This is a genomic window from Rhodopseudomonas sp. B29 (genome assembly GCF_000333455.1).
In the GTDB taxonomy this organism is placed as follows: domain Bacteria; phylum Pseudomonadota; class Alphaproteobacteria; order Rhizobiales; family Xanthobacteraceae; genus Rhodopseudomonas.
The window spans coordinates 1-22,593 of record NZ_BADD01000036.1 but is presented as its reverse complement, the minus strand read 5'-3'; the positions used below and the strand labels follow the sequence as shown (position 1 = coordinate 22,593).

23 protein-coding genes and 1 riboswitch are annotated in these 22,593 nt (G+C 64.8%); of the genes, 12 read left to right on the top strand and 11 right to left on the bottom strand.

Features of this window, described 5'->3' with window-relative positions; all coding sequences use genetic code 11:
* Positions 1-27: 27 nt before the first annotated feature.
* Entirely contained in the window at positions 28-603 is a 576-nt protein-coding gene (locus I5M_RS01125) for an inner membrane-spanning protein YciB (RefSeq protein ID WP_022719717.1), read from the bottom strand.
* A gap of 216 nt (positions 604-819) precedes the next feature.
* On the opposite strand from I5M_RS01125, the gene I5M_RS28980 reads away from it, so the two are divergent.
* From I5M_RS28980 to I5M_RS01115, 3 genes are all read left to right on the top strand, one after another.
* Positions 820-1,338, top strand: a complete 519-nt coding sequence (locus I5M_RS28980) for a hypothetical protein (protein ID WP_040771503.1) — start codon at positions 820-822, stop codon at positions 1,336-1,338.
* A complete protein-coding gene (locus I5M_RS33440; protein ID WP_244431900.1) occupies positions 1,271-1,576 on the top strand; it encodes a DUF6321 domain-containing protein in 306 nt (101 codons plus the stop codon). The genes I5M_RS28980 and I5M_RS33440 overlap by 68 nt, the downstream gene beginning before the upstream one ends.
* Before the next feature lie 113 nt (positions 1,577-1,689).
* Positions 1,690-2,316 carry an SET domain-containing protein gene (locus I5M_RS01115; protein ID WP_022719716.1) on the top strand — a complete coding sequence of 209 codons (627 nt, stop codon included), beginning with the start codon at positions 1,690-1,692 and terminating at the stop codon, positions 2,314-2,316.
* Positions 2,317-2,560: 244 nt separating this feature from the next.
* Here I5M_RS01115 and I5M_RS01110 read toward each other — a convergent pair whose 3' ends face one another.
* Positions 2,561-2,959, bottom strand: a complete 399-nt coding sequence (locus I5M_RS01110; protein ID WP_031334923.1) for a hypothetical protein — start codon at positions 2,957-2,959, stop codon at positions 2,561-2,563.
* 115 nt (positions 2,960-3,074) lie between these two features.
* Here I5M_RS01110 and I5M_RS01105 point away from each other — a divergent pair, with 115 nt between their 5' ends.
* Complete coding sequence (locus I5M_RS01105) at positions 3,075-3,896, top strand: helix-turn-helix domain-containing protein (protein WP_022719714.1); 822 nt, start codon at positions 3,075-3,077, stop codon at positions 3,894-3,896.
* 74 nt (positions 3,897-3,970) lie between these two features.
* Positions 3,971-4,636 carry a DsbA family oxidoreductase gene (locus tag I5M_RS01100; RefSeq protein WP_022719713.1) on the top strand — a complete coding sequence of 222 codons (666 nt, stop codon included), beginning with the start codon at positions 3,971-3,973 and terminating at the stop codon, positions 4,634-4,636.
* A gap of 7 nt (positions 4,637-4,643) precedes the next feature.
* Here the strand turns inward: I5M_RS01100 and I5M_RS01095 are convergent, their stop codons facing one another.
* Positions 4,644-5,804 carry a GNAT family N-acetyltransferase gene (locus tag I5M_RS01095; protein WP_376738650.1) on the bottom strand — a complete coding sequence of 387 codons (1,161 nt, stop codon included), beginning with the start codon at positions 5,802-5,804 and terminating at the stop codon, positions 4,644-4,646.
* A 201-nt stretch (positions 5,805-6,005) separates the two neighbouring features.
* Here I5M_RS01095 and I5M_RS01090 point away from each other — a divergent pair, with 201 nt between their 5' ends.
* The gene (locus tag I5M_RS01090) at positions 6,006-7,490 is read left to right on the top strand and encodes a caspase family protein (protein WP_022719711.1); all 1,485 of its coding nucleotides are present in this window, start codon (positions 6,006-6,008) and stop codon (positions 7,488-7,490) included.
* Between the two features lie 128 nt (positions 7,491-7,618).
* Here the strand turns inward: I5M_RS01090 and I5M_RS01085 are convergent, their stop codons facing one another.
* On the bottom strand, positions 7,619-7,861 hold the full coding sequence (locus I5M_RS01085) for a PilZ domain-containing protein (protein WP_022719710.1): 243 nt from the start codon (positions 7,859-7,861) through the stop codon (positions 7,619-7,621).
* Positions 7,862-8,129: 268 nt separating this feature from the next.
* On the opposite strand from I5M_RS01085, the gene I5M_RS01080 reads away from it, so the two are divergent.
* A complete protein-coding gene (locus I5M_RS01080; RefSeq protein ID WP_022719709.1) occupies positions 8,130-8,507 on the top strand; it encodes a hypothetical protein in 378 nt (125 codons plus the stop codon).
* A 216-nt stretch (positions 8,508-8,723) separates the two neighbouring features.
* Complete coding sequence (locus I5M_RS01075) at positions 8,724-9,410, top strand: Crp/Fnr family transcriptional regulator (RefSeq protein WP_022719708.1); 687 nt, start codon at positions 8,724-8,726, stop codon at positions 9,408-9,410.
* A gap of 1,052 nt (positions 9,411-10,462) precedes the next feature.
* Here the strand turns inward: I5M_RS01075 and I5M_RS33000 are convergent.
* Together I5M_RS33000 and I5M_RS01055 are read right to left on the bottom strand one after the other, a co-directional pair.
* On the bottom strand, positions 10,463-10,603 hold the full coding sequence (locus I5M_RS33000) for a hypothetical protein (protein WP_022719705.1): 141 nt from the start codon (positions 10,601-10,603) through the stop codon (positions 10,463-10,465).
* 187 nt (positions 10,604-10,790) lie between these two features.
* Entirely contained in the window at positions 10,791-11,189 is a 399-nt protein-coding gene (locus I5M_RS01055) for a response regulator (RefSeq protein ID WP_022719704.1), read from the bottom strand.
* Between the two features lie 140 nt (positions 11,190-11,329).
* On the opposite strand from I5M_RS01055, the gene I5M_RS01050 reads away from it, so the two are divergent.
* Positions 11,330-11,518 (top strand): hypothetical protein, encoded by a 189-nt coding sequence (locus I5M_RS01050; protein WP_022719703.1) that lies wholly within the window; start codon positions 11,330-11,332, stop codon positions 11,516-11,518.
* 125 nt (positions 11,519-11,643) lie between these two features.
* Here the strand turns inward: I5M_RS01050 and I5M_RS01045 are convergent, their stop codons facing one another.
* Both I5M_RS01045 and I5M_RS31935 read right to left on the bottom strand, forming a co-directional pair.
* A complete protein-coding gene (locus tag I5M_RS01045) occupies positions 11,644-11,901 on the bottom strand; it encodes a hypothetical protein (RefSeq protein WP_022719702.1) in 258 nt (85 codons plus the stop codon).
* A 60-nt stretch (positions 11,902-11,961) separates the two neighbouring features.
* On the bottom strand, positions 11,962-12,153 hold the full coding sequence (locus I5M_RS31935) for a hypothetical protein (protein ID WP_148287800.1): 192 nt from the start codon (positions 12,151-12,153) through the stop codon (positions 11,962-11,964).
* A gap of 252 nt (positions 12,154-12,405) precedes the next feature.
* On the opposite strand from I5M_RS31935, the gene recA reads away from it, so the two are divergent.
* Complete coding sequence (gene recA, locus I5M_RS01035; RefSeq protein WP_031334919.1) at positions 12,406-13,497, top strand: recombinase RecA; 1,092 nt, start codon at positions 12,406-12,408, stop codon at positions 13,495-13,497.
* A gap of 384 nt (positions 13,498-13,881) precedes the next feature.
* Here the strand turns inward: recA and gcvP are convergent, their stop codons facing one another.
* The 3 genes from gcvP to gcvT form a co-directional block, all read right to left on the bottom strand.
* Positions 13,882-16,785 carry an aminomethyl-transferring glycine dehydrogenase gene (gene gcvP, locus I5M_RS01030; protein WP_022719699.1) on the bottom strand — a complete coding sequence of 968 codons (2,904 nt, stop codon included), beginning with the start codon at positions 16,783-16,785 and terminating at the stop codon, positions 13,882-13,884.
* A gap of 129 nt (positions 16,786-16,914) precedes the next feature.
* Positions 16,915-17,280, bottom strand: a complete 366-nt coding sequence (gcvH, locus tag I5M_RS01025; protein WP_022719698.1) for a glycine cleavage system protein GcvH — start codon at positions 17,278-17,280, stop codon at positions 16,915-16,917.
* A gap of 9 nt (positions 17,281-17,289) precedes the next feature.
* On the bottom strand, positions 17,290-18,435 hold the full coding sequence (gene gcvT / locus I5M_RS01020; RefSeq protein ID WP_022719697.1) for a glycine cleavage system aminomethyltransferase GcvT: 1,146 nt from the start codon (positions 18,433-18,435) through the stop codon (positions 17,290-17,292).
* A gap of 132 nt (positions 18,436-18,567) precedes the next feature.
* Positions 18,568-18,674: riboswitch (glycine riboswitch) on the bottom strand.
* A gap of 216 nt (positions 18,675-18,890) precedes the next feature.
* Between gcvT and alaS the strand changes: the two genes are divergently transcribed.
* On the top strand, positions 18,891-21,560 hold the full coding sequence (alaS, locus tag I5M_RS01015; RefSeq protein WP_022719696.1) for an alanine--tRNA ligase: 2,670 nt from the start codon (positions 18,891-18,893) through the stop codon (positions 21,558-21,560).
* A gap of 1 nt (position 21,561) precedes the next feature.
* Positions 21,562-22,317 (top strand): GNAT family N-acetyltransferase, encoded by a 756-nt coding sequence (locus tag I5M_RS01010; protein WP_022719695.1) that lies wholly within the window; start codon positions 21,562-21,564, stop codon positions 22,315-22,317.
* Positions 22,318-22,593 lie beyond the last annotated feature (276 nt).

The window sequence follows — 22,593 nt, the reverse complement described above, 5'->3', positions numbered from 1 at the left end:
GAACGACAGCCGCGCGCTGCCTCGGCTTCACTCTGCCGGGGCAGCAGCCGGAGCGCTTGCCGCGGTGCCCATGCGGCCGCGCATCGCCAGCCGGAAGTAAGCATACTGCGCGGCAAAGGCGACGACCTTCGCGGCCGGGGCAATCAGCATCACGTAGGTGGTCCAGACTTTGATGTCACCGGTCAGCGCGGTCGCCACGACGCCGGCGCCGAGCACGAACATCAGCGCGGCCCACAGATAGCCGGACACCCGAACCTGATGCGGGATCGCGGCCGCCACCTGCGGTGGCAGATAGCGCAGCATCCAATCCTTGCGCAGCATGATGGCGCCGACGGCGAAGTGGCCGATGCTCGGCTTGGCCAGCACGAAGCGCGGATCGTTGGTCAGCAGCGTCGCGCCGCCGAGCACGACCACCAGCGCCAGGCTGGCATAGGCCATGATGTCGAGCTTCATCCCACGCCATTTGACGACCACGATCTGCGCGATGGCGCCGACGATCGCCACGGCCGTCGCCAAGGCCACGTTGCCGGTCGAGAAGTACAACACCACGAAGATGATGGTGGAGAAGAAGTCGTTGCCGAGCTTGGCGAACACGGCCTTCATCGCGAGTTCCTTCTGCGGCGTCGTCTGATCCGGGACCGCGACGGAGACACCGGCGCTGGCGGCCGCGATCTTGCTGGCTCGCCTGACAGAAGTAAACCGGGGCCGCCGATGGGCAATGCATGCGGCCTGCGGGGACTTGCCGCAGGTGAGAGCCCAGGCTGAGGGCAACGGCTGGCGCGCGGGAAACCGGATGGTTGTTGCCGCGTTGCCTGTGTCATGGCCAAAGCAGCTAAGAAATCATCAGCGTCGTCGTCGAGTACCCGCTCCAAAGCCGCGCGGAGTCGCCGAAAACAGCCGTGGGACAAGGCGAATCCGCGCAAGCGCGCCGGCAAGTCGTCCCATCATCTCACTCCCTCTCAGGAGGCCGCCGCCAAGGCGATGGCCAAGCGGGCGGGCCGTCCCTATCCCAATTTGGTCGACAACATGCGTGCGGCGAAGAAAGCCAAGAAATCCTCTAAAAAGAGTACGACCCAGAGCTCCAAATCGACCAAGACCAAGTCGGCGAAAGACCAAGTCGGTCAAGCGCCCGACGGCCAAGACGACGAAACGGACCGGCTCGCGCAAGACGGCAAAGAAGACCTCGGGCGGGCGCAAGAAGCGGGCGAAGTCTGCCTCTGCTGGCCCGGCGACAAAGCGCTCCGCGCGCGAGAAGGATCCGCGCGGCGGACTGACCGCAGCGGGGCGGCGGGCTTTTGCCGAACGCGATGGATCACACCTCGAGCCGGGCGTCCGTAAATCCGACGCAGAGATGACACCCTCCGAGATGCGCCGCAAAGGCAGCTGGGCCGTGCGCTTCTACGGACGCGCGAAGCTGCCGGCGCTGCGCGACAAGGATGGCAATCCGACGCGGTTTGCTTTGTCGGCGCACGCCTGGGGCGAGCCGGTGCCGAAGACGGTCGCGGCCGCACGCCGCATTGCCGCCAAAGGCGAGCGATTGCTGAAGCGCTACCATCGGATCAAGCAGCGATCCTGAGCTTGCAAACTGGGGATGGAACGCGTTCGGCGGCGAAAGCCTCTGCCCAAGGCCCGAGAATTGCACTAGAACGACGCGCTTCAACCCTTCAACGCATCGCGTCATCGATCATCATGCCTGACCTGTCGGACAAGCCCTATCGCATCGGCCGCTCGAAAACCGGACTTGGCCTGTTCGCCACGCAGCCGATCAAGAAGGGCACCAAGATCATCCGCTATATCGGGCCGATGCTCGACTGCAACAAGAAGAAGGACGACGCGGTCGAGAACAAGTACCTGTTTCAGATCAGCAAGCGCTGGACGGTCGACGGCTCGGTACGCAAGAACATCGCGCGCTACATCAATCATTCCTGCAAGCCGAACGCGGAGTCGGATGTCAGCGTCAAGAAGCGCAAGATCATCATCCGGGCGATCAAGAACATCGAGCCGGGCGAAGAGATCAACTACGACTACGGCACCGAGTACTTCAAAGAATATCTGAAGCCGATCGGCTGCAAGTGCGACTCCTGCGAAAAGAAGCGCAAGAAGAAGGCCGCCGAAGCCCGTGCCGAGAAGGCGAGGCTGAAGGACAAGGCCGAGCGTAAGGTGCAGAAGCAGGCTGAGAAGGCTGCGGGCAAGAAAGCCAAGGCGGGTAAGTCCGCCGGGAAGACGGCGAAAGCCAAGGCGAAGACCGGCGCAAAAACGTCGAAGGCAAAGTTGCCTAAAACAAAAACCAAGGCCAAAGCAGCAGCTGCTGCGTAGTCATGCGCTTGAGTTTCCTGCACCGCGCTCACCACTCGTCATGCCCGGGCTCGTCCCGCCTGCGGGGCCGGCGCCCCTTCGGCGCGGCGGAGGCCCGGGCATCCACGAACTTGCAGCGGTCGAGGCAAGCAAAACGTGGATGGCCGGGACGAGCCCGGCCATGACGGCGTTGTGGAGCCGGGCTTAAGTCTTTTGGAAGCTGACCTCGCGCCCGCGTTAATGTTGCGCGTCTCCTTCCGAACCCTCAAGCCATCGCGACCTGACCGCTTCGGCGCAGGCCCATGAATTGCAGTTCCGCGAAGACGCCGACCGCGATCGCCTGCATCACCACGAAGCTGATGCCGAGGCCGTTGGGCGCGACGGCGCCGCTGATCAGCAGCGCGATGCTGCCGAGCGTCCACAACGCGTTGCCGATAATCACCAGTAGCACCAGCGGGCGGGGCAGGGCAGTGCGGCTGCCGAGCCAGCCGACCAGCGCCGCATAGAGGATCAGGAACAGCCCGGTTTCGAGTAACAGCCCGTGCGGAAGAGCCAGCAGCGAAGCCAGTGGACCTGCGCCGAATGTCAGCAGCAGCGCCATCGCGCTGCTGATCAGTGCGTCAGCCTGCAGGGCGCGGCGCAGCAGCAAGGATGAGTGGATCATGGTCGTCTCCTTGGGTTCGAGTTGTGACGCCCCGACCATGCGCGGGCCCGCTGCCGAAATCGATTACCTCGGAGGTCATGGAAGCTGCGCCGGGCGCGTGATAGCGTTTTGAGCCATGAACACTCCATTTCCGCCCGCTCAGGCAGCTGCCGGCGCGCAGCCCGTCCGCATCGGCGATTACTTGAGGCAGTGGCGGCAGCGCCGCCGTCTCAGTCAGCTCGATCTCGCGCTCGATGCGGAGATTTCGGCGCGGCATCTGTCGTTCATCGAGACCGGCCGCGCCGCGCCGTCCCGCGACATGGTGATGCGCCTCGCCGAGCGTCTCGACGTTCCCCTGCGCGAACGCAACGTGCTGCTGATCGCTGCGGGCTTCGCGCCCGCCTTCCCACAGCGGAAGCTCGACGATCCGGCTCTGGCGGTCGCCCGCCGTGCGGTCGATCAGGTGCTGAAGGCGCACGAGCCCAATCCGGCGCTGGCGGTCGACCGGCACTGGAACCTGATTGCCGCCAACCGCATGGTCGGTGCGCTACTCGACGGCATCGCCCCCAGCCTGCTGGCGCCGCCGCTTAACGTGCTGCGGTTGTCGTTTCATCCCGACGGGCTGGCGCCGCGCACCGTCAATCTCGGCGAATGGAGCGCGCATCTGCTGGAGCGGCTGCACCGGCAGTGCGAGGCGACCGCCGATGCGAAGCTGCTCGAGCTGTATCACGAACTGAAGGCCTATCCGGTCCCTGCACCCGCGGCGCCGGTCGTGTCGAATGCGGTGGCGGTGCCGTTCCGGATGCGGCTCGGCGACGAGGAGCTCAGCTTCATTTCAACCACCATGGTGTTCGGCACCCCGCTCGACGTCACGCTGTCGGAAATCGCGGTCGAGACGTTCTTTCCGGCCGACGAGGCGACGGCTGCGCGGCTGCGCAGCATGGCTGCAGCCCTGTAACGCCTTGCGGGCGATTGCGGCGTCCCCATCTGTGTGGAACTGTCGGACAGGAAACGAACCACGAGGAGGCGCCGATGAGCGCGATCAAGCCGCTACAGATCGATGTCGTGTCCGACGTGGTCTGCCCGTGGTGCTACATCGGCAAGAAGCGGATCGAGCAGGCGCTCGAGCTCGCCGCCGACGTTCCGGTCGAACTCACCTATCGGCCGTTTTTCCTCAATCCGTGGGTGCCGCGCGAGGGCATCGGGCGCGACGAGTATCTCACCACCAAGTTCGGCTCGCCGGAACGCTACAAGCAGCTGTCCGGCAGCGTGGTCGAAGCTGCTGCGAACGAGGGACTCGAATATCGTCCGGAGCGCGTCCAGCGACAGCCCAATACGATCGACTGCCATCGCCTGATCCATTGGGCCGATGCGATCGGCCGCGGGCCGGCGATGAAGCAGCGCCTGATGGAGTTGTACTTCCGCGACGGCGGCGATCTCACCGATCGTGAAGTGTTGGTGAGTGCCGCAGCAGAGTGTGGGCTGGACGCCGAAGAAGTTCGCAGCAAGCTGGCCAGCGGCGAAGACGTCGAACTGATCACGGCGCAGGCTCAGGAAGCGAGCGAGAAGGGCATCTCGGGCGTGCCGACCTTCGTCTTCATGCAGCAATACGCGGTCTCGGGTGCGCAGGATCCGGCACTGCTGGCACGCGCCATCCGCAAGCTGTCGGCGGAAATCAACGCCGACGCCGCGGAGTAACGGGCGCTCAGCGCCGCAGTAGCCGCTTGGCGGTTCGCCGCAACGTTTCGCGCGTCCGCAGTGCGATGGTGATCGGGCCGATCAAGGGATCGCCAGCCCGCAGCGGGATCAGCACGTCGCCGATCTCGATCCGGCCGCGCCAGATCGGGCCGATCATCGGATGGTCGGGGCCGGCGGTGGAATCCGCCATCGCGATCGCAGGATCGGCGCACAGATGCCGCGTGATTTCGATCGTCAGCAGCGCGCCCGGCGACTGGCGCGCGAACCCTTCGGCGATGCCGAGCTTGAAGAAATAGGCGCGGTCGAGATGCCGCAGGATGATGCCGGAGGCGACCGGCGTCTCGCCGGCGTTGAGTTGCACGATCTCGCACTGACTTTGGGCGGCGAGGGCGATCGCGGCGCGCCGGAGCATCGCGGCGCGCGCCGGCTGCCGCGCCAGCGAACTGCCGCGCCGGCCCTTCCAGCCACTGTCTTCCAGCGCCAGAAATACATCATAGGCGCGATCGATGTCGTCGGCGCTGCGTGCGACCGTGAAGCTGATCGGGCCGTGCTCGGCGAGCCTGCGCTTGAGCCGGCGATAATCCTTGAGCTTCTTGGGACCGAGGCCGCTGCGTAGCAGCGCCTCGGCGTCCTGGCGAGCGTCGAGCGACGCGCGCGACCAGCGGCGCAGCAAGACTGGCTGGAGACCCTCGGCCGCGACAGCCCGGTTCAGCGCTCGTGCAGTGTCGCCTTCGATGGCGACATCGCGCAGCAGCAGCGCCCGCGCTCCGCTTGCACGCGCCGCAGCGATCAACGCGGCCGCGCCTTGGGCGGCATAGTCGCGGTGGAGCAAGGGCGTGTTGAGCGAACGAAACGGATCGGCCGACATCAGCAGCCGCAGCGGTGTCTGCAGCATCGGCCAGAGCGGCTGCACCGGCAGCAGCCCGGTCAGTCGTCCGTCGGAGCCTTGGCCAAATAGCACACGCGGTGCCGCTTGCTCGTCCGGGGCCGCATTCGCCGCCAGGACCCACTCGGGCAGGTAGTAGGCGTTCGGCTCGAGCGCGCTGGCGGCGAGATCACGCCAAGCGCCCAACTCGACGGCTGTCGCCAGCGGCGGGTCGCTGCGCCTCAAGGGCATCGCTCCGGCTTCGGACATTCGCCCCCGCGTCGATTGCAAAATGTCCGCCAAACCTGTTCCTCACCTGCTCGGCCGCTTGTCGCGACCTTTGGCGATGGTCGGATAAGGTAATCGACAGACGAGAAGACCGCTTCGGTTCCGCCGCCGATTTCGGCCGGTAATGTTAACCGCGACGTCTTGCCCGTCTTAGCTCATGAACCCCTGCGCCGCGACACCCGACTAAAACGGAAATGCAGCGGGGGAGAGAGGTCGATGTTGCGCGCGTTCTGGGGCCAGGTGGCGGTCGCGACGGCATTGCTGTTCGGCACGGCAGACGCCATGGCGGAAAGCCGGCTTGCGCTGGTGATCGGCCAGTCGGCCTACAAGGCCGTGCCGGCGCTGCCCAATCCGGTCAACGACGCCAAGGCGATCGAGCAGATGCTCGGCGAGGCCGGCTTCGAGGTCACGGCCGCGAGCGACCTCGGCCAGACCCAGCTGCGCGAAGTGGTCGGCGATTTCGCCGCCAAGCTCGCCGGCAAAGGGCCCGATACGGTGGCGCTGATGTTCTATGCCGGCCACGGCATTCAGGTCGACGGCGAGAACTATCTGATCCCGGTCGACGTCGATCCCAAGCGTGAGGCGGACATTCCGCTGCAGGCGGTGCGGCTCAACGACGTGCTCAACACGCTGGCGTCGGCGCCCGGCAAGACCCGCATCATCATGCTGGATGCCTGCCGTAACAATCCGTTCCCGCAGCTCAGCGGCACCGCCGGCCACGGCCTCGCTTTGGTCGACACCCGCACCGGCGCGCCGGGAACGCTGCTGTCGTATTCGACCTCGCCCGGCGCCGAAGCCGAGGACGGCAATGGTGCCAACAGCCCCTACACCAGCGCACTGCTCAAGGCCGGCCGCGAGAGCGGCCTGCAGATCGAGGACACCCTCAAGAGGGTTCGTCTCGCAGTCAACAAGGCTACGTCGGGCCGGCAGACGCCGTGGGAAAGCTCGTCGCTGGTCGACGATTTCCGTTTCTTCGGCAGCGCAGAGGCCGCCGCGCAGCCGGACACCAAGCCGGGCAAGAAGCCCAGCGCGGACGAGTGGCGTGCACTGCTCAAGGGCAAGTCGGCCGAAGAGGCCCATGCCCTGATCGTCGCCGACGGGTCGGGCGAAGCCTATGAGGCGTTCGTTTCGCTTTACGCCGAGCCGCCTTATGCCACCGAGACCAAGCTTTGGCTCGACCGCCACCGCCGGATGCAGGCGTGGAGCCGGGCGATTCTGATCAACACGGCGTCGGCCTATCGTGGGTTCCTCAGCCAGTATCCCGACAGCGATCTTACGGCCACCGCCAAGAAGCTCGAGGAGCGGACGCGCAACCGTCCTGAACCCGTCGCCGTGGCGGCCGTAGCGCCGGCATCCCCGGCGCCGACCAATGCGGCGCTGACCTGCCCATGCGCAGTGCCGCCGAGCCCGCCGGCGATCGACAAGCCGAAGAAGGCCGACACCAAGAAATCCAAGCGTGCCGAAGAGGACGCGCCGTCGCGGCGGACCGCCAAGAAGCCGGTTCGTGGCAGGTATTATGATGATGAAGATGATGTCGTGGTCGTGCCACGCCGCCCGGTGATCATCGATACACCGGCCCCAGTGATCGGCTACGGGGGAGGTTATGGCGGAGGCTACCGGGGCGGTTACCGGGGCCCGAGCGGGCCGTCTTATCAAGGCGGGGGCTATCAGGGTGGCGGTCGCATGGGCGGGGGCCGCTAGGGCTTTTCCGGTTCTGATAGAATCAGAACCGGAGCTCTAGAATCTTGTTGACGCGTTTTCTTCACGCGAACCGGTATCCGCTTCGCGCTAAAACGCTCTGGGCGCCCTGGCTATTCGAAGGCAATTGGCTATTCGAACGCAAGCCCGATCCGAGCGGCCGTATTCCAGACCGGGCGGCAGCGGCGCATCGAGTTTTCCGACTCGATCACCAGCAGGAACCGGTCCGGCAACTCGACCGGGTCGCTGAGGTCAATCCGCGCTCCGGTTTCCGACAGGTTCCGAACCGTGCAGTCGAACCCGCCGCCGCCAGCCATCACGATGGTTCCCCGCTTGAAAACCCGCTGCCGCGGACTGGCCCGCTTCTCGATCATTTGAGTGTTCCGGCTTCGTCTAATTCGCCGCGGCTTATATGCAGGTGCGAATTGCCGGCCTCTGAATCCGAAATTGGAACCTGGGCCCGTCGAATTTACCTGAAATTAAAACCTAATCGCTGCGGTTACGCGATGTGTCCGTCGGCTTGAAAACGCCATGGTCTCCCTTAAGGTCGCCGTGAGTATGGGTGGGTACGGTCATGTTCAAGCGTTCTGCGTTGGTTCTTGCCGCCTTGGCGATCGCCACGGCACTCGGCGGGTGCACGAAATGCGGCCCGATCTGGGAAGACTGGATGCAGAAGGCTTGCAGGTCGGATCGGCTGTGACGGCCATGCCGAGCGCACGGTCGTTTGGGGGAGAGGTTGCGATGAAAGTCATGCGGGCCGCGTTGATGATGTCCGTGCTGGCCGGGCCGGCATTTGCGCAAGAGGGGCCGCACGTAAACCTCATTCCGGAGATCGAGCACCGCACCCCCGAGCAGAAGGAGCAGGACGCCATCCGGCAGAGGGCTTACCAGGATTCCTTGCGCAAGATACCCGACCCGAAGGTCTCCTCGGATCCTTGGGGTAGCGTGCGGGCAAGCGACGCTCCGGCTCCCGCGGCCAAGAAGCCGCACGTGAAACCCAAGGCTCACGCTGCGAACTGAGCGCGTCAGCGTCGAGGTTGTATTCCGTCTTTGAGGCAATCACGATCAGCGCGGCGCTCTGACCGCGGAGGCCGACTACGCTTGGTTGGTATCATGGTCAAAACTGGACAGATTTTTTTCTTCGATTTGTTGATGATTACTGGCGAGCGGATTCGCTCATACCATTGCCGTTGAAGGACCCGCGCGTTCACGCGAGGGCTGCGTACAGGATACCTCGTGATTGCTTCCGGGACGCCGTTTGATCCCAAGGAATTTCTTGGCAGTTCCGGAACCGGTCGGACGGTGCTGCGGTTCCGCAAGAACGACACCATCTTCGCGCAGGGCGACGAAGCCGACTGTGTCCTGTTCATACAGAGCGGTCGGGTCAAGCTTGCGGTGATGTCCGAGCAGGGCAAGGAAGCGGTGGTCGCTATCCTGCAACCAGGGCAGTTTTTCGGTGAAGTCGGACTGATCGGAAAGCGGCAGCGGATCTCCACGGCGACGGCGATGCAGGATTGCGTCGTCACATCGGTGGCCTATCAGGTGCTGATCGAGACGGTCCGGCGCGAGCCTGCGTTCGGCGAGTTCTTCATGACGCACCTGCTGTCCCGCAACTGCCGCATCGAAGAAGATTTGATCGATCAGCTGTTCAACTCGAGCGAGAAGCGGCTCGCGCGTCTGTTGTTGTTGCTGTCCAATATCGGCGAAGACGAGCCGGCTCGACCGCTGCCTGTGGAGATCAGCCAGGAAACGTTGGCCGAGATGATCGGCACGACGCGCTCGCGCGTCAGTTACTTCATGAACAAATTCCGCAAACAGGGGTTTATCGACTACAACGGCCACATCGAGGTGCACGCTGCATTACGAACGGCCGTTCTGCCCGACAAGCCCAAGCTGTTGGCGGTACCCCGCGACACCGACTGACGTCGGCGAATCTCGTCGCGTTAGGACTCTCAGGATTCACTTTTGAGCACTCGGCTTAGCGGGCGATTGGCCGCCCGGGGCGCTATTTGTCGCCTAACAGCTTGCCGGTGGTACGATTGACAAAATGCACCTGCGTGCAAGCCGGACAGCGCACCAACTCGAACGTCCGCTGGCCATCCGGCGTCGTCGTTTCCTCTGCAAGCATCGTCTGGACCTTGAGGCCGGTCCTTGGACATTGGTAGAGTACGTGGGTCATTGCGAGCAGGTTTGACGTGCCGGATCAGGCTGCACTTGATTTAGATCAAGCCGTGCCTGTCATAATGCTTGCTCGCAGAGCTAAGTTGAAAATCTCCTGAACAAGGTAATCAACCCGCCGAAATTCGGCGTGCGCCTGGCATTATTTGCACTACTTGCGCGCGCAACTCAGCGCGATGCTCGTTGAGCTGGGGCCGCAGCGTGCCGTCATGACGCCATTCGCGAGTGTGATCGCTTCGCTGAATCGCACGGAAGTCGCGCCGACGCAGAGCGCCGACACAAGCGTCTCGTCAGCATCGCAGCTCAACGGGCAGCCGTCCGCGGCGCAGCTCGAAGAGGTCAGGGTACGAATACTACTGGACGAGATCCCGTCTGCACCGGGCGGCCCGGCTGGGCCGGGCGGCCCGGCTGGGCCGGGCGGTCCGGCGGGTCCCGGTTCGCCCTTCGAGCTCTGCCCTTCACCGCAGCCCGCGAGCGCAAGCGCCGCGGCGATTGCGATCAGTGTGGCGCGGAAGCCGATCCTGTTAGCTCGCATGTCGCCCTCGCACCAATAACGCCCGATCAATCGCGTCGGACCAATCGCGCCGTCGGACCGCGTTCCGTCTGAAACAAAGAGCCCCGAACGAGGCCATGTTCGGGGCTCCCGTCAGCGTCGAAACTCCCCACCTCTAGAAAGTTCGGCAATGACGGCGCAGAGGCTAGCCCTCGCCTCACGCAACACATTGCGTGGAATCAAATACCGGCGGCGGCGCAACATGGCCACGCCATCGGGCCGCTGCCGCACGGTGAGAGCGGCATCAGGTATCGCGGTAGGCCTCGGAATCCCTGATCAGGCTCGAGATCAGCTGCTGAAGCACGCGGCGTCGCTCTTCGTCGCGGGTCTCGGCGAGCAGCTTGCGATACAGTTTAAGGTTTTCGTCGCGGAGGAATTTGTCCAAGACTCGCTCCCGTCGTTTTCTCGCGAAGCCGTCCTCACAGGGCTTCAGCCTGGGCTTTATCGATGGGAGTAAAAATTATTATCGCCAGGCGCATCTGTCGATGCGGGGGAGCCACTGAACGGCGTAAGGAAGAATCCTGATTTGTAAGGATATTGCTTACAAAGAGAGCTGAGTGGGGCGACCGTGCTCAGGACGCTGCGTTCGGACCGCTCGCGGGATTGTTGAGCAGCTGAGTCACCGCGGCGAGGATCTGGGCGGGGGCGAATGGCTTGGTCAGCAGGATGCTGTTGGGGACGCCCTTGACGCTCCACTCCGCAGCGCTGTCGCCCGTCATGTAGACCACCGGAAAAGCGGGATCGAGTTCGCGCGCATGGCGCGCCACTTCCCACCCGTCGAGCCGGTCGCGGCCCAGATTGACGTCGGTCACCAGCGCGCGAAAACCCTGGCGACCGTCGAGCAACTTCAGCGCTTCTTCACCGGAAGATGCCGTGATCACCTCAAACCCGCCTTCGCCGAGCGCTTCCTGGACGATGCTTTGGATAAGCTGGTCGTCTTCCACGACCAGAATGACGATAAGGTCGTCCAAAATGTCCCCCGCTGCCAGTTCCAGTCCCCAGCGCTGAACTGCTTCGCACTCGAAAAGTTCCGTCGTATCATCCGATTGATCAATGGCGGGCTGGCGCGCCGCGGTTATGAGTTTCCGCGCCAGACCAGCAGGAAACCCATATGAGCACTTGGTCCATCATCGATGCCGTCGCGGTCGGTCTGGTGCTGCCTTGGGTCATCGCGACCTATCGGCTGATTGCCGCCTTCAAGCAGGGCGTCGGCAGCGGCCTGGTGAAATGGGCGATCTGGGCGGCGATCTGCGTCCCGGCGATGCTTGTCGTGATGTGGGCGGTCACCAACCTGCGCTAGAGCTTTTCCAGTTCTGATCGAATCAGAACCGGAGCTCTAGATTCTTGTTTGACGCGTTTTCTTCACGCGAACCGGCATCCACTTCGCTCGAAAACGCTCTAGGGAGCCGGGGCGACGTCCCGTGATCAGCCGACGAAGCTTTGATCGGGCCGGTTGATCGACAGCATCATGCCGTTCTTGATCCGGCGCGCGTCCGTCATCGCCCGCTGCACCCCGGGATCGGCAGAATCGGTCGAGAACGTGATCAGGCGATTGCAGTTCGGGCACTGAACCTGCACGCCTTCGCGGATGTTCTTGATCTTCTCGCGGAACGGCGTCTGGCATTTGACGCACATCACCCGGACCTTGTCGGGCATTTTCGGTGCTGCGAGAAGCTTATCCATCTTTCTACTGATGCGTGAGGCCGGTTGAAAAAGAATGAACGTACGGCGCGGCCGACCGTGTCATTGCGGCGCCTTCAGCTCTTTGGAATCCAGCCAACGCTGAATTCGCATCGCTTCTTCGGCGGAACGGATCTTTCCGAGCAGCCCGTCGCGCTCGGCCTGCGAGGTAGGCGCGATACTTTCCCACCAAGAGACGATCATCGCCGAGAGTCGTTGCTTGAGGGATGTCACTTTTTTAAATCGACGACGCATGGACAAAGGCTCCTCGGGTGATGGGCGGGAGCGCAACAGGCGTTCTCAGCATCGATGACTTGCCATTGAAACGGTGCGTCACTGCAGGCAACTTCACACATCCTGGCACAAGGCATTTGATCTTTTGATCCAGAACAAAACAAAAAAGAACATATTGCGAACTGAGAACAAATAGGGTACGTAGATTGTCACTCGGCCACCGGCCGGCGCCGTTTGTCCGCAAGACGAATCCCGTTCATAAGGAGCACGTTGATGGCTGCCCCCACTGCATTGCGTATCGTCGAAGGTTCCTCCATGGACAAAACCAAGGCGCTCTCCGCCGCCCTGTCGCAGATCGAGCGTCAGTTCGGCAAGGGCTCGGTGATGAAGCTCGGCAAGAACGATCGCTCGATGGACATCGAGACGATCTCGTCGGGTTCGCTGGGGCTCGACATCGCGCTGGGCGTCGGCGGTCTGCCGAAAGGCCGTATCGTCGAGATCTACGGACCGGAATCCTCGGGCAAGACCACGCTGGCGCTGCACTGCGTCGCCGAGGCGCAGAAGAAGGGCGGCATCTGCGCCTTCATCGATGCCGAGCACGCGCTCGATCCGGTCTATGCCCGCAAGCTCGGCGTCAATGTCGACGAGCTCCTGATCTCCCAGCCCGACCATGGCGAGCAGGCGCTGGAGATCGCCGATACGCTGGTCCGCTCCGGCGCGATCGACGTGCTGATTGTCGACTCGGTCGCCGCGCTGGTTCCGCGCGCCGAACTCGAAGGCGAGATGGGCGATGCGTTGCCCGGCCTTCAGGCGCGGCTGATGAGCCAGGCGCTGCGCAAGCTCACCGCGTCGATCAACAAGTCCAACACCATGGTTATCTTCATCAATCAGATCCGGATGAAGATCGGCGTGATGTACGGTTCGCCCGAGACCACCACGGGCGGCAACGCGCTGAAATTCTACGCCTCGGTCCGCCTCGACATCCGCCGTATCGGTCAGATCAAGGAGCGCGACGAAGTCGTAGGCAACCAGACCCGCGTCAAGGTCGTCAAAAACAAGCTGGCGCCGCCGTTCAAGCAGGTTGAGTTCGACATCATGTACGGCGAGGGCGTGTCGAAGATGGGCGAGATCCTCGATCTCGGCGTCAAGGCCGGCATCGTCGAGAAGTCGGGCGCCTGGTTCTCGCACGACAGCCAGCGCCTCGGTCAGGGCCGCGAGAACGCCAAGGCGTTCCTGCGCGCCAATCCGGACCTCACCGCCAAGATCGAAGCCTCGATCCGGCAGAATTCCGGCCTGATCGCCGAACAGATTCTCGCTGGCTCGCCCGAGAGCGACGCCGACGGCGAGGAGCCGGTCGACGAATAAGCGCCCACAGCCGAGTGACATCGGCTGCCAGGACCGGCGCTGTCCGGCCCAAGTCTGCATAACGAGCTAAAAGACGGCGAGTGCTGCAATCCCCTGTTGCCGGGGACCCCGCGGCGCTCGCCGCATTCGTTTTGGGATGTACGTCTGAACGATGGCCTACGGCAGTCAGTACTTGCCAAGGTGTCTGTCTACACACTCACGTCATGCGCGGGCTTGACCCGCCTGCGGGGCCGGAGCCCCTTCGGCGCGGCGTAGGCCCGCGCATCCATCGCGCGCGTAGCGCGCTGAGGCAATTTTTTTAATAAGAAGATTGATCGCCGGGTCAAGCCCGGCGACGACGCTGTGATACTAGCTGGGCGCAGCCTCTCAATGGAGGGATAGCACCTACTCCGCCGCGCTCGCGTAGTCCGCGGCCAGAGCGTAGTCTTCGACTGGCGGGCAGGAGCACACCAGATTGCGGTCGCCATAGACGTTGTCGACGCGGCCGACCGGGCACCAGTATTTGTCGGTGCGCGAGTTCGGCGCCGGGAAGCAGCCTTCGGTGCGCGGATAAGGCCGCGTCCATTCCGCGCTGGTGACGTCGTGCACGGTGTGCGGCGCGAAGCGCAGCGGCGAGGCCTCGATCTTGAATCGGCCTTCTTCGACCTGAGCAATCTCGCGGCGGATTGCGATCATGGCCTCGCAGAACCGGTCGATCTCGGCTTTGGATTCCGACTCGGTCGGCTCGATCATCAGCGTTCCCGGCACCGGGAAGCTCATGGTCGGTGCGTGGAAGCCGTAATCGATCAGCCGTTTGGCGATATCGTCGACAGTGACGCCGGTGGTGGTCTTCAGCGGCCGCGGATCGACGATGCATTCGTGCGCCACGCGGCTGCGCTGGTTGCGATACAGCACCGGGAAATGCGGCTGCAGCCTGGCGGCGATGTAGTTGGCGTTCAGGATCGCCATCTCGGTGGCGCGCTTCAGCCCGCTGGCACCCATCAGCAGAATGTAGATGTACGAGATCGTCAGGATCGATGCCGAGCCGTAAGGCGCGGCAGCGACCGTTCCGCCGCCGTGCAACGTTCCGTTGAGCGCCTCGCCCTCGGCCGGATGGCCGGGCAGGAACGGCGCCAGGTGTGCCTTGACGCCGATCGGCCCCATGCCGGGGCCGCCGCCGCCGTGCGGAATGCAGAACGTCTTGTGCAGATTGAGGTGGCTGACGTCGGCGCCGTAATCGCCGGGGCGGGCGAGGCCGACCTGTGCGTTGAGATTGGCGCCGTCGAGATAGACTTGGCCGCCATGGGCGTGGACGATGTCGCAGATCTCGCGGATGTGCTCTTCGAACACGCCGTGGGTCGACGGATAGGTAATCATCACCGCGGCCAGATTGGCCGAGTGCTGCTCCGCCTTGGCGCGCAGATCGTCGACGTCGACGTCGCCATGTGCGTTACAGGCGGTGACGACCACGTCCATGCCGGCCATCGCGGCCGAGGCCGGATTGGTGCCGTGCGCGGAGGAAGGGATCAGACATACCTTGCGGTGCGGCTCGCCGCGGGCGCGGTGATAGCCGCGGATCGCCAGCAGGCCGGCATATTCGCCCTGCGCGCCGGAATTCGGCTGCAGCGACACCGCGTCGTAGCCGGTGATCTCGGCCAGCCAGGCCTCGAGCTTGGCGAACATCGCGTAGTAGCCCGCGGCCTGCGCCTTCGGCACGAACGGATGCAGGCTGCCGAACTCCGGCCAGGTCAGCGGCATCATCTCGGCGGTGGCGTTGAGCTTCATGGTGCAGGAGCCGAGCGGGATCATGGCGCGGTCGAGCGCGAGATCGCGGTCGCTCAGCTTGCGCATGTAGCGCAGCAGCTCGGTCTCCGAGCGATAGTCGTGGAACGCCGGCTGCGTCAGATAATCGCTGCTCCGATGCAGCGCCTCCGGGATGGTGACGAGCGCATCGGTCACTTCGTGTTCAACGTCGGCGTAGTTCAACGTGCCGCCGAACGCGCGCCACAGCCCCTCGACGGTGGCAGGGGTCGTGGTCTCGTCGAGCGAAATGCCGAGCGAACCGGCTCCGATCCGCAGATTGATCTTTTCGGCCTCGGCGCGCGCGATGATCGCATCGCGCTGATCACCGACCGTGACGGTCAGCGTATCGAAATAGGTCTCGTGCGCCGGCGCAAATCCAAGCTTCTTCAGCCCGGCGGCCAGCACCGTGGTGCGCCGGTGCACGCGGCGAGCCATCGCCTTGAGCCCGTCGGGGCCGTGATACACCGCATACATCGCGGCGATCACCGCCAGCAGCACCTGTGCGGTGCAGATGTTCGAGGTCGCCTTTTCGCGGCGAATATGCTGCTCGCGGGTCTGCAGCGCGAGGCGATAGGCCGGCTGGCCGTGGCTGTCGATCGACAGGCCGACGATGCGGCCCGGCAGCGAGCGCTTGAGGCTGTCGCGCACCGACATGAAGGCGGCGTGCGGGCCGCCATAGCCCATCGGCACGCCGAAGCGCTGTGCCGAGCCGATGGCGATATCGGCGCCGAGTTCGCCGGGCGGCGTGATCAGCGTCAGCGCCAGCAGGTCGGCGGCCATCACCGCCAGCCCGCCCTTGTCGTGCACGGCAGCAATCGCGCCGCGCGGATCGGCGAGGCGGCCCGACGAGCCGGGATATTGCAGCAGTGCGCCGAACACGTCGGCGCCGGCGAGTTCGGTGTCCGGATCGCCGACGATGATCTGCCAGCCGAGCGGCTCGGCGCGGGTGCGGAGCACCGCGATGGTCTGCGGATGGGTGTCGCGATCGACGAAGAACGCCTTGGCGGCCTTCGGCGCCGCGCGCTCCGCCAGCGCCATCGCTTCGGCCGCCGCAGTGCCTTCGTCGAGCAAAGACGCGTTGGCGACATCGAGCCCGGTGAGATCGCAGATCATGGTCTGGAAGTTGAACAGCGCTTCCAGCCGGCCCTGGCTGATCTCGGGCTGATAAGGCGTGTAGGCCGTGTACCAGGCGGGATTTTCCAGGATGTTGCGCTGGATCACCGGCGGCAGGATCGTGCCGGAATAGCCTTGGCCGATCAGCGAGGTGAACACGCTGTTGTGCGAGGCGAGTTCGGCCATGTGGGCGAGCGCTTCGCTCTCCGTCAGCGGTTTGCCGAGTTGCAGCGGCTCGCGATGCCGGATCGCGTAAGGCAGCGTCTCGGCCATCAGCTGTTCGAGACTGCCGGCCCCGACGACGCGCAGCATCTCGGCGGTGTCCTGCGGCGACGGCCCGATATGGCGTCGCACGAAGTCCGGGGCGGCGTCGATCTGTCGGCGATGCGGCATGCTGTGGTCCTCGTCGGTTTTCGTCTCGGGTCGTCGTGGCCGGGCTCGTCCCGGACATCCACGTCTTCGTCGTTTCGTCCGCTGCAAACGTGGATGCCCGGCACAAGGCCGGGCATGACGGCTAACTACTTAAGCCGTGTGCGCCTTGTAGGCGGCTTCGTCCATCAGTCCGTCGAGTTCGCTTTTGTCGGCGATCTTCATCTTGAAGAACCATGCCGCGCCGCCGGCGTCGGAATTCACCAGGGCAGGCTCGTCGCCGAGCTTGTCGTTGACTTCCAGCACCTCGCCGGTGATCGGCGCATAGACGTCGGAAGCGGCCTTCACCGACTCGACCACGGCAGCCGCCTCGGCCTTCTTGACGCTACGACCGACCTTCGGCAGTTCGACGAACACGACGTCGCCGAGCTGCTCCTGCGCGTAGTTGGTGATGCCGACGGTGGCGATGTCGCCTTCGATCTTCAGCCATTCGTGATCGGAGGTGTAGAGCGTGGTCATGCTGGGTCCTCAGCGTTTGTAACCGTTGGGAACGAAGGGCATCGCCGCGACGCGCAGCGGCAGGCGCTGGCCGCGAACCTCGGCGAAGACGATGGTGCCGGCCGCGGCCTGCGCCGCCGGCAAATAGCCCATGGCGACCGGCGCATTCAGGCTCGGGCCGAAGCCGCCGGACGTCACCTTGCCAATCGGCTCGGCCGAATCGGTGGACGCGAACAGCAGCGCGTTCTCGCGGACCGGGGCGCGGCCTTCGGGGCGCAGCCCGACGCGCAGTCGCTGCGGGCCGCTGGCGAGCTGGGCCAGGATCGTATCTGCGCCGGCGAAGCCGCCGGGGCGCGCGCCGCCGGTTCGGCGGCTCTTCTGGATCGACCAGGTCAGGTTGCCCTCGACCGGCGTCGTCGTGGTATCGATGTCGTGGCCATAGAGGCAGAGCCCAGCCTCGAGCCGCAGGCTGTCGCGGGCGCCGAGGCCGATCGGCTGCACCTCGGGATTTTCCAGCAGCGCCTTGGCGAACGCCTCGGCCCCGTCGGCCGGCACCGAGATCTCGAAGCCGTCTTCGCCGGTGTAGCCCGAGCGCGAGACGATGCAGCGCAGGCCCATCAGCTCGAGCTCGGCGACGTCCATGAAGCGCAGCTTGCCGACGTCTGCACAAAACTTGGCCAGCGCGGCTTCGGCCTTCGGTCCCTGCAAAGCCAGGAGTGCGCGGTCGGCCAGCACGGTGATGTCACAGACGTCCGACAGATGGGCGCGCAGATGCGCCTCGTCCTCGACCTTGCAGGCGGCGTTGACCACCAGAAACAGCCGGTCGCCGAGGTTGGTGACCATCAGGTCGTCGAGGATGCCACCGGTCTCGTTGGTGAATTGCGCGTAGCGCTGGCGGCCGACCGCCAGTGCTGCGATGTCCTGCGGCACTAGCTTTTCCAGCGCGTGGGCGGCGTCAGTGAGCTTGCCGGATTTCGCCTTGAGCTCGATCTGCCCCATATGCGACACGTCGAACAGGCCGGCGCTCTGCCGCGTGTGGAGATGCTCTTTCAGCACGCCCGGCGGGTATTGCACCGGCATGTCATAGCGGGCGAACGGCACCATCTTGGCGCCAAGCGCCAGATGCAGGTCGTAAAGAGGCGTACGTTTCAGGGCCGATTCGTCACGGGCCAGCATTCCAAGGCTCCCACGGTTCCCGAGACCGATTTCTCGTCACCACTTCGAGCCCCATCTGTCGCTGTGCCTGAGAGTATTATCCCGTCGGCGGAGCCGCGCCGGGGTCACCGGCCGCTCTCTTTCCAGATGTCATCAAGTCGCGCGGTCCGTTTGCCTGAGAGTTTCCGGGGCGGTTGCTCCTTCGGCGCCGGCCCACCTCCATTGAGGAATTGGGGCCGGTCTCTCCCGACGCGACTTAGTCCTAACAGCTAAGACACAAACACGGCTCGAACAAGGCTGTCAACGCGGGGAGCGGAGCTATCAACGGGTCTTCGGTGCCGCCCGGGAGACTGGCAAACAACTGAATCGACGCCCATTTTCTGGACAGAGCCGACCCTCGCGTCTAAAAGGCTGGGCTCCGGCAGTGATGGGGACCGGCGGGGCATTTCGCGGGCATACCGGGCGATTGGACGAACATGAGCGGCGTTAACGACATTCGGTCGACTTTTCTGAACTACTTCGCAAAGAACGCGCACGAGATCGTGTCGTCGTCGCCATTGGTGCCGCGCAACGACCCGACCTTGATGTTCACCAATGCCGGCATGGTGCAGTTCAAGAACGTGTTCACCGGGCTGGAAAAGCGCCCCTATCAGCGCGCCACCACCTCGCAGAAATGCGTGCGCGCCGGCGGCAAGCACAACGACCTCGACAATGTCGGCTACACCGCGCGCCATCTCACCTTCTTCGAGATGCTCGGCAATTTCTCGTTCGGCGATTACTTCAAGGAACGCGCGATCGAGCTCGCCTGGGAGCTGATCACCAAGGATTTCGGCCTGAAGAAGGACAAGCTGCTCGTCACCGTGTACCACACCGACGACGAGGCGGCGTCCTACTGGAAGAAGATCGCCGGCTTCTCCGACGACCGCATCATCCGGATTCCGACTTCCGACAACTTCTGGGCGATGGGCGATACCGGCCCGTGCGGCCCGTGCTCCGAAATCTTCATCGATCGCGGCGAGCATATTTTCGGCGGCCCGCCCGGCTCGCCGGACGAGGACGGCGACCGCTTCCTCGAATTCTGGAACCTGGTGTTCATGCAGTACGACCAGGTGACGAAGGACGAGCGCGTGGCGTTGCCGCGCCCGTCGATCGACACCGGCATGGGCCTCGAGCGCATGGCGTCGATCCTGCAAGGCGTCGACAGCGTGTTCGAGACCGATCTGTTCCGCAGCCTGATCGACGCCACGTCGTCGGCGCTCGGCCGCGGTCCGGGCGCTGACGACGCCGCGTCGTTCCGCGTCATCGCCGATCACTTACGCTCGTCGTCGTTCCTGATCGCCGACGGCGTGCTGCCGTCGAACGAAGGCCGCGGCTACGTGCTGCGCCGGATCATGCGCCGGGCCATGCGCCACGCTCAGCTGCTCGGCGCCAAGGAGCCGCTGATGTGGCGGCTGGTGTGGGCGCTGGTGCGCGAGATGGGCCAGGCCTATCCGGAGCTGGTCCGCGCCGAGGCGATGATCGAGGAGACGCTGCGGCTGGAAGAGACCCGCTTCCGCAAGACGCTGGAGCGCGGCCTCGCGATCCTCGACGACAAGAGCGCGTCGCTCAAGAAGGGCGACATGTTCGACGGCGAGACCGCGTTCACGCTGTACGACACTTACGGCTTCCCGCTCGACCTGACGCAGGACGCGCTGCGCAGCCGCGGCATCGGCGTCGATGTCGCGTCCTTCACCGACGCGATGGACCGCCAGCGCGCCAAGGCGCGCGCGTCGTGGGCGGGCAGCGGCGAGGCGGCGACCGAGACGGTGTGGTTCGGCCTGCGCGAAGCGCACGGCGCGACCGAGTTTCTCGGCTACGACACCGAGACCGCCGAAGGCGTCGTCATGGCGCTGGTCAAGGACGGTGCTGAAGTCGATGTGCTGAAGGCCGGCGACAGCGGCGCGATCGTGACTAATCAGACGCCGTTCTATGCCGAGTCCGGCGGTCAGGTCGGCGACACCGGCGTGCTCAGCGCCGAGGGCGTGCGCTTCGTCGTCACCGACACGCTGAAGAAGGCCGGCGATCTGTTCGTGCACATCGGCAAGGTCGAACAGGGCACGATTGCGCGCGGCGATGCGCTGGCGCTCGATGTCGACCATGCCCGTCGCTCGGCGATCCGCGCCAATCACTCGGCGACGCATCTGCTGCACGAAGCACTGCGCCAGGTGCTCGGCGATCACATCGCCCAGAAGGGCTCGATGGTCGCGCCCGACCGGCTGCGCTTCGACTTCGTGCATCAGAAGCCGATCACCCAGGACGAACTGCGCAAGGTCGAGGACATCGCCAACGACATCGTGCTGGAAAACGACGAGGTCACGACGCGGCTGATGGCGGTCGACGACGCCCGCGAGGCCGGCGCCCGTGCGCTGTTCGGCGAGAAATACGGCGATGAAGTGCGCGTCGTGTCGATGGGCAAGTCGGCGCGCGAGCACGGCTCCAACGCGCTCGGCTGGTCGGTCGAGCTCTGCGGCGGCACGCATGTGAAGCGCACCGGCGATATCGGCCTGGTGTCGATAACCGGCGAGAGCGCGGTCGCCGCCGGCGTCCGCCGCATCGAGGCACTCACCGGGCGCGCGGCGCGGCACAACGCCAATTCGGCGATCAGCACCGCGAAGGCGGCGGCTGCCGAACTACGCACCACGCTCGACGACATGCCGGCGCGTATCACCGCGCTGATGGACGAGCGCAAGAAGCTCGAGCGCGAACTCTCCGACGCGCGCAAGAAGCTGGCGATGGGCGGCGGCTCGTCGGGCGGCGACGGCGCCGCGGATGTGCGTGATGTCGGCGGCATCAAGCTGATGGCGCGCGCCGTGCAGGGCGTCGAGATCAAGGACCTCAAGGGCTTGGTCGATCAGGGCAAGAAGCAGATCGGCTCCGGCGTCATCGCGCTGGTCGCAACCTCCGAAGACGGCAAGGGCTCGATCGTGGTCGGCGTCACGCCGGACCTGACGGCACGGTTCTCGGCGGTCGATCTGGTGCGCAAGGCCTCCGAAGTGCTCGGCGGCAAGGGCGGCGGCGGCAAGCCCGACATGGCCCAGGCCGGCGGCCCCGACGGCTCCAAGGCCGGCGCTGCGCTGGAAGCGATCGCGGCGGCGATCGGCGGCTGAGGTGACAGCTCTGGCGTGGCGGGTCGAACAGGCCTGCCTCAATGCCTGGCCGGCGCTGCGCAGCGCGCAGCACGGCGACTGGCTGCTGCGCTTCGGCGACGGCCTGTCGCGGCGGAGTAATTCGGTCAATCCGCTGCATGACCGCGCGGGCACGATCGCTGCCGATCTTGATTACTTCAGCAAGCTCTATGGCGATCTCGGCTATCCGCTCATCGTGCGGGTGCCGACGCTGCTCACCGGCGTCGATCAGCTCAATCGCGAACTCGATCAGCACGGGTTCAACGTCGAGGGAGAGACCTGCACGTTGTTGCGGGAGCTCGGGAATGAGTCCTTCGCCACCGACTCCAATGCGACGATCGCTCCCGAGGCCGACGCAGAGTGGCTGTCAGCGATTGCCCGCCTGCAGGCGCAGTCGCCGTCGCATGCCGCGATCTACGCCCGCGTCGTCGATGCCATCGCGCTGCCGACCGGCTTCGTCGCGCTGCGCCGCGACGGCGTCATCGTCGCCACCGCCTACGGCGTGGTGTCCGGCGATCTCCTGGTAGTCGAGTCGGTCGTAGTCGACGCGGCGCTACGCGGCCAGGGCCTCGGCCGCCGCTTGATGCAGGCGCTGTTCGGCTGGGGGCTGAGCAAAGGCGCCCAAGCCGTGTGTTTGCAGGTCGTTGCCGACAACACCGCCGGCCGCGCGCTGTATGCGAGTCTCGGCTTCGACCGGGAACTCTACCGCTATTCCTATCGGCGGGCGGAGACGAAGTAACAACATCGCCCCGTCATTCCGGGGCGCTCGTGCAGCGAGCGAGCCCGGAATCCATACGCCGCAACCTGGTGTTTATGTACGGAATAATTCCCATTCGTTGCCACGAACACAGGGGTTATGAATTCCGGGCTCGCGCTGCGCGCGCCCCGGAATGACGAGAGGAGGGGGCGGACCTTCGTTGTAAGAAATCCGCGTGTTCCGCTCCTACACAGCAGCGCTCGCAACCGGCATCTCGATGGTCTGCGGCGGTGGCTCGATGCCGGCTTCCTCGACGCA